This window comes from Streptomyces sp. ADMS (assembly GCF_033441795.1).
In the GTDB taxonomy this organism is placed as follows: domain Bacteria; phylum Actinomycetota; class Actinomycetes; order Streptomycetales; family Streptomycetaceae; genus Streptomyces.
In genome coordinates this window covers 1-13,569 of sequence record NZ_JAVFVX010000081.1, presented here as the reverse complement: position 1 = coordinate 13,569, position 13,569 = coordinate 1, and the positions used below count along the sequence as shown (strand labels likewise).

At 68.6% G+C, this 13,569-nt stretch carries 11 protein-coding genes and 2 pseudogenes; 8 read left to right on the top strand and 5 right to left on the bottom strand.

Annotation, left to right across the window (positions count from 1 at the left end; all coding sequences use genetic code 11):
- The 3 genes and pseudogenes from RB628_RS28615 to RB628_RS28610 form a co-directional block, all read right to left on the bottom strand.
- Positions 1-1,187 (bottom strand): annotated as a pseudogene (locus RB628_RS28615) (topoisomerase II); the annotation flags it as partial.
- Between the two features lie 402 nt (positions 1,188-1,589).
- A pseudogene (locus RB628_RS42710) lies at positions 1,590-1,718 on the bottom strand (SCO5717 family growth-regulating ATPase); the annotation flags it as partial.
- A gap of 472 nt (positions 1,719-2,190) precedes the next feature.
- Positions 2,191-2,574, bottom strand: coding sequence for a DUF397 domain-containing protein (locus tag RB628_RS28610; RefSeq protein WP_318323415.1), 384 nt, complete (start codon positions 2,572-2,574; stop codon positions 2,191-2,193).
- 288 nt (positions 2,575-2,862) lie between these two features.
- Here RB628_RS28610 and rpsO point away from each other — a divergent pair, with 288 nt between their 5' ends.
- The 5 genes from rpsO (at position 2,863) to RB628_RS28585 (ending at position 8,354) form a co-directional block, all read left to right on the top strand.
- Positions 2,863-3,150, top strand: coding sequence for a 30S ribosomal protein S15 (gene rpsO / locus RB628_RS28605; protein ID WP_006381404.1), 288 nt, complete (start codon positions 2,863-2,865; stop codon positions 3,148-3,150).
- A gap of 318 nt (positions 3,151-3,468) precedes the next feature.
- A complete protein-coding gene (locus RB628_RS28600) occupies positions 3,469-5,709 on the top strand; it encodes a polyribonucleotide nucleotidyltransferase (protein WP_318323414.1) in 2,241 nt (746 codons plus the stop codon).
- Positions 5,706-7,085 (top strand): pitrilysin family protein, encoded by a 1,380-nt coding sequence (locus RB628_RS28595; protein ID WP_318323413.1) that lies wholly within the window; start codon positions 5,706-5,708, stop codon positions 7,083-7,085. The genes RB628_RS28600 and RB628_RS28595 overlap by 4 nt, the downstream gene beginning before the upstream one ends.
- Before the next feature lie 49 nt (positions 7,086-7,134).
- Complete coding sequence (gene dapB / locus RB628_RS28590; protein ID WP_318323412.1) at positions 7,135-7,887, top strand: 4-hydroxy-tetrahydrodipicolinate reductase; 753 nt, start codon at positions 7,135-7,137, stop codon at positions 7,885-7,887.
- An 8-nt stretch (positions 7,888-7,895) separates the two neighbouring features.
- A complete protein-coding gene (locus RB628_RS28585) occupies positions 7,896-8,354 on the top strand; it encodes a hypothetical protein (protein WP_318323411.1) in 459 nt (152 codons plus the stop codon).
- A gap of 166 nt (positions 8,355-8,520) precedes the next feature.
- On the opposite strand, the gene RB628_RS28580 is transcribed toward RB628_RS28585, so the two are convergent.
- Both RB628_RS28580 and RB628_RS28575 read right to left on the bottom strand, forming a co-directional pair.
- A complete protein-coding gene (locus RB628_RS28580; RefSeq protein ID WP_318323410.1) occupies positions 8,521-9,078 on the bottom strand; it encodes a PH domain-containing protein in 558 nt (185 codons plus the stop codon).
- Positions 9,079-9,205: 127 nt separating this feature from the next.
- Positions 9,206-9,445, bottom strand: a complete 240-nt coding sequence (locus tag RB628_RS28575; RefSeq protein WP_318323409.1) for a hypothetical protein — start codon at positions 9,443-9,445, stop codon at positions 9,206-9,208.
- 191 nt (positions 9,446-9,636) lie between these two features.
- On the opposite strand from RB628_RS28575, the gene thyX reads away from it, so the two are divergent.
- The 3 genes from thyX to RB628_RS28560 all read left to right on the top strand — a co-directional run bounded on the left by thyX (position 9,637) and on the right by RB628_RS28560 (position 13,318).
- Complete coding sequence (thyX, locus tag RB628_RS28570) at positions 9,637-10,374, top strand: FAD-dependent thymidylate synthase (protein WP_318323408.1); 738 nt, start codon at positions 9,637-9,639, stop codon at positions 10,372-10,374.
- Between the two features lie 229 nt (positions 10,375-10,603).
- On the top strand, positions 10,604-11,503 hold the full coding sequence (dapA, locus tag RB628_RS28565; RefSeq protein ID WP_318323407.1) for a 4-hydroxy-tetrahydrodipicolinate synthase: 900 nt from the start codon (positions 10,604-10,606) through the stop codon (positions 11,501-11,503).
- A gap of 129 nt (positions 11,504-11,632) precedes the next feature.
- The gene (locus RB628_RS28560) at positions 11,633-13,318 is read left to right on the top strand and encodes a ribonuclease J (RefSeq protein WP_318323406.1); all 1,686 of its coding nucleotides are present in this window, start codon (positions 11,633-11,635) and stop codon (positions 13,316-13,318) included.
- Positions 13,319-13,569 lie beyond the last annotated feature (251 nt).

Here is a 13,569-nt window from a genome sequence, read left to right as displayed (position 1 = left end):
GAGGCGTCCCATGCCGGGGCAGGGGTGCTCGGGGCCGGTGCGCCGGGGTGCGGGAGGCCGTACCCGCCCTGGGCGTTGGGAGCCGTGGGGGCGGCCGGAGTCGCCTGTGGCGGGAAGCCGTATCCGGCGGGCGACGCGCCTGGGGCAGGAGTCTCAGAGGTCGGCGCGGCCGCGGTCGTCTGGGGAGGCGGGAAGCCGTATCCCGCCTGCGGGGCGGCAGGAGCCGGTGCCGGCGGGGGAGGGTTCCAGGCGGTGGGCGAGGCCTGCGGCTGGAACGGGGGCTGTGTCGACGGTACGGGTGGCTGCTGGCCCGGCACGGCGGGAGGCTGCCCCGGAGCCGACACGGCCTGCGGTTCCGGCTCTGCCGGCTGCTGAGGTTGCGGCTGCGCGGGCCACTGTCCCGCCGGGGCGGGAGCGGCCGGCTGGTACGACGGGGGCAGCGGCGGCAGCCCGCCCTGATGTGCCGCCGGGGGAGCCCACGAGGGTGGCACGGTCCCGGGCGCGCCCTCCGGCAGCGGGGGCAGGTTGAGCGGTGCGCTGGGCACCGAGTCCCGCACGGGCGCGACCGGCGCCGACTCCCGTACGTCGTCGACGGCATCCGGCACCGGCACGGCGTCCTCGGCGGCAGCCGCGGGTTCGCCGTTCTCGGGATCCGCCTCCCCAAGCTCGGCCTCGGCAGTCACCGCCTCGGTGTCCACCGGTTCCGGTGCCTCAGGTCCCTCGGGCTTCACGTCCACCGGCGGCGCGGCGACGAACTCGGCGCCCTGGGCGTCGGTGTCCGTGTCCGTGGGCTCGACGTCCTGCGGCTTTACGGAGTTATCGGGAGCGTTCTGATCCTGGGGCCCGTCCTCCTGGAGTGGGAGCACGGCACCGCTCACCGCGTCGGCGGCCTCGCTGACGTCCGTACCCTCGTCGCCCTCGTCCTCGGACTGCACCGCGTCCGCGTCGGACTCCGCCTCTGCGACCGGTACAAGTACGTCGTCCACGCTCTCCGGAACACTCGCCCCAGCGGCGACAGCCCCGACCTCGACGGCCGCACCGGCGGAGTCGTCGCCGGACTCGCCGCCGTCGGACGCGGCCACCGGTTCCTTCGGGGCCTCGGCGGCTGCCCGCTCCGCGAGGTCGCGCTGCACAGCGGCAGGCGAGATCCGCATCGTCGAGCCGCTCTCCAGATCGCCGTTCTCCACCGAGTCAGCCGGAGGAGCGGGTGGTGCCGGAGGGGCAGGAGGCGTCCACTGAGCCGGGAATCCAGCGACGGGAAAACCGGGGACAGCCGTCGGGCTCGCGGGACCGCCCGCAGCTGCCTGCGTCGGAGCCGCCAATTGCGGCGCCGCGGGCTGGAACCCGCTGCCCACCGGAAGCCGGGGCACCGCCGCAGGACTCGCGGAACCAGAAGGGGGCGCAGCAGCAGAACCGGGAACCTCACCCTCGGCACCGGTATCCGAACCAGCGTCCGGAGCCACGTCCTCCCCGTCTACATCCCCACCCGAACCCACACCGGTGTCATCGCCCGACTCCGTGCTCGACTCGGCGTCCGATTCGGCACTCGTCTCGTCCCCCGATGCGCCAGACCCCCCCGACGCGTTCTGCGTGTACCAGGCAGGCGTCGCGTAATCGATGGTGAACTCGCCCGTCATCTCGCTGGCGGACTCCGCGTCGGACTGGTCATCGCCGGGTGTGGCCCAGCCCCCGCGGATCCCGTCCCGATCGCTGTTCACAGTTCCTCCTGGTGTGGTCGAGCACCCTCTTGCCGTGCTCAGGCGACCATTTCTCGTCTGTATTCATGTCGTCCGAGCCGGTTGTTCAGTGGGTTGTGTCCACGTAGTCCGGCGTCGAACGGTGGAGGTCGTCCGATCTGCCCGGCTTTCCCCCGGTACGCCGGCGCCCGGTCCAAGGGTTCTGGCGTCACGCCGGTCCCAGCCTAATCACCACGACCCCCGCCCCGGCAGGCCCGTCCACCCATCAGTGACCGTCCATTACGTCACAGCCTGACCGGAACCGATCCCGTCCGCACTCGAACCGCCCTCTCTGGAAAGAGAGTTGACAGAACCGGAACGAAATCCGCCCCACAGGCGCCACAACCTCATATGCATAGTAGGCGGCACCTCTGACAACGCACTTCGCGAAAAACGGCAGAAAAAAGGGGGCGGGGCCGGCGCACCGCACCGGCCCCGCCCCTCGGCGAGCGGCCTACTCCACATCCCCGCCGGAATCCGCACCCGCGTCCTTGCCCGAGGCCGAAGGCGCGGCCTCGGCCGCCGCGAGCCCGCCGTTGAGCTCCGTCGGCTCCAGATCGAACTCCCCGTCACGCGCCCCGAGCACGAACGCCGTCCACTCCGCCTCCGTGTAACGGAGGACGGTGTCATGGTCCAGGGACGACCGCATGGCCACCGCGCCCTCGGGAAGATAGGCGATCTCGACCCGCTCCTCGTGCTCCTCCGTGCCGGGGGCGCTGTGCCACTCGACGCCCGAGATGTCGAGGGAGTACAACTCGTCCCGCTCGCGCTCCTTGCGCGCCTTGACGTCCTCGTCCTGTGCGGCCGTGGTGTCCTGTGCGCCCTGTGCCTCCGCCATGGCGAAGCGACCCCTTCCCGACGTGATTACGACTATGCGATCCGTTACTGCGATCTGCGTACTCAACCCTAGTGGCCGAGCCCGGCCCGTCCGGACTGTTTGCAGACCGCGGTGAGGACGGCCGCTGCCTGCTGGTATCCTGGGCGACGGCCGTTTGTGTACGCACCCCTGGAGTCATTCACCCCGGAGGCCGCGCGCAGCGGATTCCCGCCTCCCGAGTAACGGAAGCTCCCCTGAGATGTGGACCAGGGGCACTCGGTGGCTCTACAAAGACTACGAGGAGTACACGTGTCGCTCGACGCCGCAGTGAAGAAGCAGCTCATCACCGAGTTCGGTACCAAGGAGGGCGACACCGGCTCCCCCGAGGTCCAGGTCGCGATGCTCTCGCGCCGTATCTCGGACCTGACCGAGCACCTCAAGACGCACAAGCACGACCACCACTCCCGTCGTGGTCTGCTGATCCTCGTCGGTCAGCGTCGCCGCCTTCTCCAGTACCTGGCGAAGAAGGACATCCAGCGCTTCCGTGCGCTGGTCGACCGCCTCGGCATCCGCCGCGGTGCGGCGGGCGCCAAGTAAGACGCCGTGGAGGGAGCGGTTCCCACTTTTAGGGGGCCGCTCCCTTTGCTGTACGTGCGGAGTGTCACCACCTCTTTGTAGTGTGGTAGCACAACGCAATACGCAGGACACGAACGCAGGACACGAACGCAGGACACGAACGAGGAGAAGCGCACCTCGCCGCCGCCGGTCCTCGGTAGTGGCCCCCGGGAACTGTGACCCCGGGTGCTTCGATCGAAGACCGGCCCGCACTCAGAAGGCGCGCTTCTCCGACCCCACGTCCCTCTGCCACACGGGCAGGACGGGACAAAAGACGAAAAAGTATCGGAGAAAACGCTAGTGGAGAACGAGACCCACTACGCCGAGGCCGTCATTGACAACGGTTCCTTCGGCACCCGCACCATCCGCTTCGAGACGGGCCGCCTGGCCAAGCAGGCCGCCGGCTCCGCCGTGGCGTACCTGGACGACGACACCATGGTGCTGTCGGCCACCACCGCCTCCAAGAACCCCAAGGACCAGCTCGACTTCTTCCCCCTCACGGTGGACGTCGAGGAGCGCATGTACGCGGCCGGGAAGATCCCCGGTTCCTTCTTCCGTCGTGAGGGCCGGCCCTCCGAGGACGCGATCCTCACCTGCCGGCTCATCGACCGACCGCTGCGCCCGTCCTTCAAGAAGGGCCTGCGCAACGAGATCCAGGTCGTCGCCACGATCATGGCGCTCAACCCCGACCACCTGTACGACGTCGTGGCGATCAACGCCGCGTCCGCGTCGACACAGCTGGCCGGTCTGCCCTTCTCCGGCCCGATCGGCGGCGTCCGCGTCGCGCTGATCAGCGGCCAGTGGGTCGCGTTCCCGACGCACACCGAGCTCGAGGACGCCGTCTTCGACATGGTCGTCGCCGGTCGCGTCCTGGAGGACGGCGACGTCGCGATCATGATGGTCGAGGCCGAGGCCACCGAGAAGACCATCCAGCTGGTCGCGGGTGGCGCCGAGGCGCCGACCGAGGAGGTCGTCGCCGCCGGTCTGGACGCCGCGAAGCCCTTCATCAAGGTGCTCGTCAAGGCCCAGGCCGACCTCGCCGCCAAGGCCGCCAAGCCCACCGGCGAGTTCCCGGTCTTCCTCGACTACCAGGACGACGTCCTGGAGGCGCTCACCGCCGCTGTCAAGGACGAGCTCTCCCAGGCGCTCACCATCGCGGGCAAGCAGGACCGCGAGGCCGAGCTGGACCGCGTCAAGAGTCTCGCCGCCGAGAAGCTGCTTCCGCAGTTCGAGGGCCGCGAGAAGGAGATCTCCGCCGCGTACCGCTCGCTGACCAAGTCCCTGGTCCGTGAGCGCGTCATCAAGGACAAGGTCCGCATCGACGGCCGTGGCGTCACGGACATCCGTACGCTCGCCGCCGAGGTCGAGGCCATCCCGCGCGTGCACGGCTCGGCGCTGTTCGAGCGTGGCGAGACCCAGATCCTGGGCGTCACCACCCTGAACATGCTCCGCATGGAGCAGATGCTGGACACCCTTTCCCCCGTGTCCCGCAAGCGCTACATGCACAACTACAACTTCCCGCCGTACTCCGTCGGCGAGACCGGCCGCGTCGGCTCCCCGAAGCGCCGCGAGATCGGCCACGGCGCTCTCGCCGAGCGCGCCATCGTGCCGGTCCTGCCGACGCGCGAGGAGTTCCCGTACGCGATCCGTCAGGTGTCCGAGGCCCTCGGCTCCAACGGCTCGACGTCCATGGGTTCGGTCTGCGCCTCCACCATGTCGCTGCTGAACGCCGGTGTGCCGCTGAAGGCCCCCGTCGCCGGTATCGCCATGGGTCTGATCTCCCAGGAGATCAAGGGCGAGACGCACTACGTCGCCCTCACCGACATCCTCGGTGCGGAGGACGCCTTCGGTGACATGGACTTCAAGGTCGCCGGCACCAAGGAGTTCGTGACCGCCCTCCAGCTCGACACCAAGCTGGACGGCATCCCGGCCTCAGTCCTGGCCGCGGCTCTCAAGCAGGCCCGTGACGCCCGCCTCCACATCCTCGACGTGATGATGGAAGCGATCGACACGCCGGACGAGATGTCCCCGAACGCCCCGCGGATCATCACCGTCAAGATCCCGGTGGACAAGATCGGTGAGGTCATCGGCCCCAAGGGCAAGATGATCAACCAGATCCAGGAGGACACCGGCGCCGAGATCACGATCGAGGACGACGGCACCATCTACATCGGTGCCCAGGTCGGCTCGCAGGCAGAGGCGGCCCGCGCCACGATCAACGCGATCGCCAACCCGACCATGCCGGAGGTCGGCGAGCGCTACCTGGGCACCGTCGTGAAGACGACGACGTTCGGTGCGTTCGTGTCGCTGCTCCCGGGCAAGGACGGTCTGCTGCACATCTCGCAGATCCGCAAGCTCGCCGGCGGCAAGCGCGTGGAGAACGTCGAGGACGTGGTCGCTGTCGGCTCCAAGGTCCAGGTCGAGATCGCCGAGATCGACTCCCGCGGCAAGCTGTCGCTCATCCCGGTCATCGAGGGTGAAGGCGACGAGGACAAGAAGGACGCTGCGTCCGACAGCAGCTCCGCTGCGGGCGACCAGTGACATCAAGCACCTCCACGGCGACGGCCCGCACCTCTTCGGAGGCGCGGGCCGTCGCCCGTACCCAAACCCTGATCAAGGGCACCAACGGCATCGGCACGGTCCGTAAGACCACCCTCCCGGGCGGCCTGCGCATCGTCACCGAAACCCTGCCGTCGGTACGCTCCGCGACCTTCGGCATCTGGGCCCACGTCGGCTCCCGCGACGAGACGCCGACCCTGAACGGCGCCACGCACTATCTGGAGCACCTGCTCTTCAAGGGCACGACGCGCAGGTCGGCGCTGGACATCTCCTCCGCGATCGACGCGGTCGGCGGAGAGATGAACGCGTTCACGGCGAAGGAGTACACGTGCTACTACGCGCGCGTGCTCGACACCGACCTCCCGCTCGCCATCGACGTCGTCTGCGACATGCTCACGAACTCCCTGATCCTCGAAGAGGACGTCAACGTCGAACGCGGCGCCATCCTCGAAGAGATCGCGATGACGGAGGACGACCCGGGCGACTGTGTGCACGACCTGTTCGCGCACACCATGCTCGGCGACACCCCCCTCGGCCGCCCGGTCCTCGGCACGGTCGACACGGTCAACGCCCTCACCGCGGACCGCATCCGCCGCTTCTACAAGAAGCACTACGACCCGACCCACCTCGTCGTGGCGGCGGCCGGCAACATCGACCACAACAAGGTCGTACGCCAGGTCCGCGCGGCCTTCGAGAAGGCGGGCGCCCTCAAACAGCCCGACGCCGCGCCCATCGCCCCGCGCGACGGCCGTCGCAACATCCGTACGGCCGGCCGCGTCGAACTGCTCGGCCGCAAGACCGAGCAGGCCCATGTCGTCCTCGGCATGCCGGGCCTGGCCCGGACGGACGAGCGCCGCTGGGCACTGGGCGTGCTGAACACGGCCCTGGGCGGCGGTATGTCGTCCCGCCTCTTCCAGGAGGTCCGGGAGAAGCGCGGACTGGCGTACAGCGTGTACTCGTACACGTCGGGGTTCGCCGACTGCGGCCTCTTCGGCGTGTACGCGGGCTGCCGGCCCTCGCAGGTCCACGACGTGCTGAAGATCTGCCGCGACGAACTCGACCACGTCGCCGAGCACGGTCTCTCCGACGAGGAGATCGGCCGTGCCATCGGCCAGTTGCGTGGCTCGACGGTCCTCGGCCTTGAGGACACGGGCGCGCTGATGAACCGTATCGGCAAGAGCGAACTGTGCTGGGGCGACCAGATGTCCGTCGACGACATGCTGGCCCGGATCGCAGAGGTCACCCCGGACGCGGTCCGTGAGGTCGCCCGCGAGATCCTGGGACAGCGCCCGTCGCTGGCGGTCATCGGCCCGCTCAAGGACAAGCAGGCGGCGCGCCTGCACGAGGCCGTCTCCTGACAGCCGCACCCGCCCGAACCCCGTGCCCATCCGGTAAGGAAGCAAGAACATGAGCAAGCTGCGCGTGGCGGTCCTCGGCGCCAACGGCCGTATCGGATCCGAGGCGGTACGGGCGGTCGAGGCCGCCGAGGACATGGAACTGGTCGCCGCCCTCAGACGGGGCGACAAACTGGAGACCCTCGCCGACACCGACGCCCAGGTCGCGGTCGAACTGACCACCCCGGCCTCGGTGATGGGCAACCTCGACTTCTGCGTGCGCCACGGCATCCACGCGGTCGTCGGCACCACAGGCTGGACCGACGAACGCCTCGCGCAGCTCACCGGCTGGCTGGCCCAGTCCCCGGAGACCGGCGTACTCATCGCGCCCAACTTCTCCATCGGGGCCGTACTGACCATGAAGTTCGCGCAGATCGCGGCGCCTTACTTCGAGTCGGTCGAGATCATCGAACTGCACCACCCGAACAAGGTGGACGCGCCCAGCGGCACCGCCGCGCGTACGGCGCAGCTGATCGCCGAGGCCCGGGCAAAGGCGGGCTCGCCCCCGGCACCGGATGCCACGGTGACGGCGCTGGACGGCGCCCGGGGCGCGGACGTCGACGGGGTGCCCGTCCACTCCGTGCGCCTGCGCGGCCTCCTGGCCCACCAGGAGGTTCTGCTGGGCGGCGAGGGCGAGACACTGACCGTCCGCCACGACTCGCTCCACCACAGCAGCTTCATGCCGGGCATCCTGCTCGGCGTGCGCCGCGTCGTGGACACCCCGGGCCTTACTTTCGGCCTGGAACACTTCCTCGACCTCGGCTGAGAGACGTCATGCGCGCAAAGCTCTCCTATGCCCTCACGGCCGCCGTCCTGGTCTTCTACTTCGTCCTGGTCGGCAGCCGCGGGATCATGCTCATACAGACCGGCACGCTCCTGACCGTCACCTTCGGCGTGGCGGTCCTGATCCTGCCGGTGATCGGTGTGTGGTTCCTCTGGAAGAACACGCAGTTCGTCCGCAACGCCAACCGCCTGGCCGCCGAACTCGACGCCGAGGGCGGTCTGCCCGCCGACGAGTTGAGGCGCACCCCGAGCGGCCGGGTCGAGCGCGACTCGGCCGACGAGGTCTTTGTCCGGCGCAAGGCCGAGACGGAGTCGGCCCCCGACGACTGGCGCAACTGGTTCCGTCTCGCTGTCGCCTACCACGATGCCCGAGACACCCCCCGAGCCCGCAGGGCCATGCAGCGCGCGATCGCCCTGCACGACGGCAAGTCACAGGCCCGGACGGCCTGACAATCCCCTCCCGGAACGGTGAGAGGGGGCCGCACCTGCGGTTGGCAGCGCAACTGCGGTCCGGCCCCCTCTCACCGTTCTGCTCGGTTCACTGCCGCGGTTCCCAGGTGGGTCCGCCGAAGTCCCATGCGGTTCGGCAGCGCCCCCAGAACCTCCGGCCGAGCGCTCAGCCCCGCCCGAACTCCGCAGCCCACGCCTCGACGCTGTCCGCCGCCCGGTCGAACGCCTCCATACGCCCCAGGAAGTCGGCGTTGTGCGTGGTCAGCAGCGGCGCCAGGCCGTCCGCGGCCCGATCCCGCCGTACGAGGACCAACGCCTGCCCCTGCACGGTGCGAGGCAGCCCCAGCCAGCGCACCGGCTGCTGCACCGTCCGTACGGCGACGACCTTCTCCCAGCGTGTCGTCCGCGTACCGAGGAAGCCCACCCGGCGCAGCCCGTGCGCACTCACCCACACGCCCATGCGCAGCAGCCGCAGGGCCACCGCGATGATGGCCAGCGCGACGCCGAGACACACGCCACCGCCGGACAACTCACCGGTGGCCGCGATGATGACCGCCGCGAACAGCACGTACGAGGCGAGCAGCAGCAGGAGCGCGGCCAGGCCCACCCGCCAGGGGCCGGGCCGGTACGGACGCCGCCAGCGGTCGCGGTCGTCGAACGGTAGCGCGAGACCGGCCGCGGCCTCGTCGGAGACGTGGTCGGCCGTCAGGAAGGGCAGGGGCACGGCTGGTCCTCACTCAATTCCATGCGCGGGCTGTGCCCGGTGAGGCTATCCAGCCGGCTGCCCACTCACCAGCCTTGGGGGTACGTGAAGGGTCGGACCACGCCATTCGGCCGCAGCATGAGGGGCCTCAGCGGCTGTCGGCCGCCTCGGACTGCTGCGTATGCCCGGCGGACCGGTCGACCGACAGCGCGGGCATGCCGAGGACCAGAGAGCCCACGAGCCCGGCGACGATGGTGAGCCCCAGAAGCCAACGCCCGGCTATGTCACCGGCGGACGCGCGCTCACGGGGTGGGGGAGCGACATTGCTGCGGAACTTGTCGGCTTCGGCGATGAAGGCGAACGGAACGAGCTCGCGCCGACGGAACATGGGACTCGCTTCTCCTTGGAAGACTCGTGGGAACCGGGCGACTCGAACGGATCACCCTCACCAATACAGACGCACGAACGCCCCAGGAGGTGCCCAGTTTCACCAAGTTCATCGCGCAAGGCGTCGTCCGACCCGTATTGGGGCCCCCGTAGAGTGGGGCCGCACCACAGCTGAGATGGGAAGGACCCTCCGTGAGCCCCGCCGACGACCCCAAACCCTTCTTGTTGCGCAGCGAAGTCACCGTGGAACTGGTGAAATCCAGTGCGTCGGACTCGGACGTCCTGTTCGCGGCGCGTGTCTCCACGGCGGGTGAGCAGTCCCTCGACGAGATGCAGAAGGACCCCGAGCGTTCCAAGGGGCTGATCAACTACCTGATGCGCGACCGGCACGGCAGCCCTTTCGAGCACAACTCGATGACCTTCTTCATCAGCGCCCCGATCTTTGTCTTCCGCGAGTTCATGCGGCACCGCGTGGGCTGGTCGTACAACGAGGAATCGGGCCGTTACAGGGAGCTCGAACCCGTCTTCTACGTCCCCGGTGAGTCGCGCAAGCTGGTCCAGGAAGGACGCCCCGGCAAGTACGTGTTCGTCGAGGGGACTCCGGCGCAGTACGAGACGGTCAACAGCGTTCTGAACAAGTCCTACGAGCAGGCCTACGCCGCGTACCAGAAGCTGCTCGCCGAGGGTGTCGCCCGTGAGGTCGCCCGCGCGGTCCTCCCTGTCGGCCTGTTCTCGTCGATGTACGCCACCTGCAACGCACGCTCCCTGATGCACTTCCTCGGCCTGCGTACGCAGCACGAGCTGGCGAAGGTGCCGTCGTTCCCGCAGCGCGAGATCGAGATGGTCGGCGAGAAGATGGAGGCGGAGTGGGCCAGGCTCATGCCGCTGACCCACGCGGCCTTCAACGCGAACGGCAGAGTGGCGCCGTAAGGCACACGCCGCGGCGTGTCCTACCGCCGGGCACAGCCGGGCACACATGTACGGATCAGCCTCACGAAGTGTCCGTATTGCGGTATTTAGAGAGGTTCATCTAGCCTGATCAAACGGACCCGGCACTGCTTGAACCCCCGAGCAGGCAGTGCCGGGTTCCATCTTTGTCCTGACTTTTCCCGCACCCCTAGGGCAGACCGCGCCCTGAGCAGCGAGTAGCGTGGTACCCATGGCTCCGACCTCCACTCCGCAGACCCCCTTCGGGCGGGTCCTCACCGCCATGGTCACGCCGTTCACGGCGGACGGCGCGCTCGACCTCGAAGGCGCACAGCGGCTCGCCACCCACCTGGTGGACGCAGGCAACGACGGCCTGGTCATCAACGGCACCACCGGCGAGTCCCCGACCACCAGTGACGCGGAGAAATCGGACCTGGTGCGAGCCGTACTGGAGGCGGTCGGTGAGCGGGCGCACATCATCGCTGGCGTCGGCACGAACGACACACACCACAGCATCGAGCTGTCCCGCGCGGCGGAGAAGACGGGCGCACACGGCCTCCTGACGGTGACGCCGTACTACAACAAGCCCCCGCAGGAGGGCCTGTACCGGCACTTCGCGGCCATCGCCGACGCCACCGAGCTCCCGGTCATGCTGTACGACATTCCCGGTCGCAGCGGTGTCCCGATCAGCACCGAGACGATCGTCCGGCTCGCCGAGCACCCCCGGATCGTCGCCAACAAGGACGCCAAGGGCGACCTCGGCCGGGCCAGCTGGGCCATCGCCCGCTCCGGCCTCGCCTGGTACTCCGGCGACGACATGCTGAACCTGCCGCTGCTCTCCGTGGGCGCGGTCGGCTTCGTCTCGGTCGTCGGCCATGTCGTCACGCCCGAGTTGCGCACCCTCGTAGAGGCGTACGTCTCCGGTGAGGTCCAGAAGGCCACCGAGATCCACCAGAAGCTGCTACCGGTCTTCACCGGCATGTTCCGCACCCAGGGCGTCATGACCACCAAGGCCGCGCTCACGCTCCAGGGTCTGCCTGCCGGACCGCTGCGCGCTCCCATGGTCGAGCTGTCTGCCGACGAGATCGCCCAGCTCAAGATCGATCTTGCCGCCGGCGGGGTACAGCTCTGACACCAGACTTCACAACTGAATACGCGGGACATCTGTGTCCGCAGCCCATATCCAACAACTGCTTTTGCACGAACGTCACGCACGCCACGTGCCTTGCCGGTACGTGGCGTGCGTGGTGAGGAGAGTCTTTTGAGTCATCCGCATCCTGAACTCGGCGCCCCGCCGAAGCTCCCGGAGGGCGGCCTGCGGGTCACCCCGTTGGGCGGCCTCGGCGAGATCGGCCGCAACATGACCGTCTTCGAGTACGGCGGTCGCCTGCTGATCGTCGACTGCGGCGTTCTCTTCCCCGAGGAGGAGCAGCCCGGAATCGACCTGATCCTGCCGGACTTCACGTCCATCAGGGACCGCCTCGACGACATCGAGGGCATCGTCCTCACGCACGGCCACGAGGACCACATCGGCGCCGTCCCCTACCTCCTGCGGGAGAAGCCGGACATCCCGCTGATCGGCTCCAAGCTGACCCTCGCCTTCATCGAGGCGAAGCTCCAGGAGCACCGTATCCGCCCCTACACCCTTGAGGTGACGGAGGGGAACCGAGAACGCATCGGTGCCTTCGACTGCGAGTTCATCGCGGTCAACCACTCCATTCCGGACGCCCTCGCGGTCGCCATCCGCACTCCCGCGGGCCTGGTGGTCCACACAGGCGACTTCAAGATGGACCAGCTTCCGCTGGACGGCCGTCTCACGGACCTGCACGCTTTCGCGCGGCTGAGCGAAGAGGGCATCGACCTTCTCCTCTCAGACTCGACGAATGCCGAGGTCCCGGGTTTCGTCGCCCCCGAGCGTGACATCTCGAACGTGCTGCGCCAGGTCTTCGCGGGTGCCAGCAAGCGCATCATCGTGGCCAGCTTCGCCAGCCACATCCACCGCATCCAGCAGATCCTCGACGCGGCGCACGAGTACGGCCGCCGGGTCGCCTTCGTCGGCCGCTCGATGGTCCGCAACATGGGCATCGCCCGGGACCTGGGCTATCTGAAGGTCCCGCCGGGCCTGGTGGTGGACGTCAAGACCCTCGACGACCTCCCCGACCACGAGATCGTCCTGGTCTGTACGGGCTCGCAGGGCGAACCGATGGCGGCGCTGTCCCGTATGGCCAACAGGGACCACCAGATCCGGATCGTCCAGGGCGACACGGTGATCCTGGCCTCGTCGCTGATCCCCGGCAACGAGAACGCGGTGTACCGCGTGATCAACGGTCTGACCCGCTGGGGCGCGAAGGTCGTCCACAAGGGCAACGCCAAGGTGCACGTCTCCGGCCACGCTTCGGCCGGCGAGCTCCTGTACTTCTACAACATCTGCAAGCCGCGCAACCTGATGCCGGTCCATGGTGAATGGCGGCACCTGAGGGCCAACGCCGAGCTGGGCGCCATGACAGGCGTCCCCCACGACCGGATCGTCATCGCCGAGGACGGCGTGGTCGTCGACCTGATCGAGGGCAAGGCGAGGATCTCGGGCAAGGTACAGGCCGGGTATGTGTACGTCGACGGCCTCTCGGTCGGCGATGTCGGCGAACCCGCCCTGAAGGACCGCAGGATCCTTGGTGACGAGGGAATCATCTCGGTCTTCTTGGTGATGGACTCGTCGACGGGCAAGATCACGGGCGGCCCCCACATCCAGGCCCGCGGCTCGGGCATCGACGATTCCGCCTTCGCCGACGTCATCCCGAGGATCACCGAAGTACTGGAGCGCTCGGCGCAGGACGGGGTCGTGGAGCCTCACCAGATGCAGCAGCTCATTCGCCGCACGCTGGGCAAATGGGTGTCGGACACCTACCGCCGGCGCCCGATGATCCTCCCGGTCGTCGTGGAGGTCTGACGGCTCACGGAGGGTGCCTGAGCAGGCCCTCGTATGCGAGAACCCGGAGCGGGGCTCCTCGATTTGCATCGAGGAGCCCCGCTCCAGTACGTTTACGGCTCCGCCAGCGAGGGAACCCGGTGCAACTGCGCGCCAGGGACCAGCCCGAGCGGGACGGAAATTCCGACTCAGAACTTCTGATAAAGTCGGAGTCGCCGGAAAGGGAAACGCGAAAGCGGAAACCTGGAAAGCGCCGAGGAAATCGGATACGG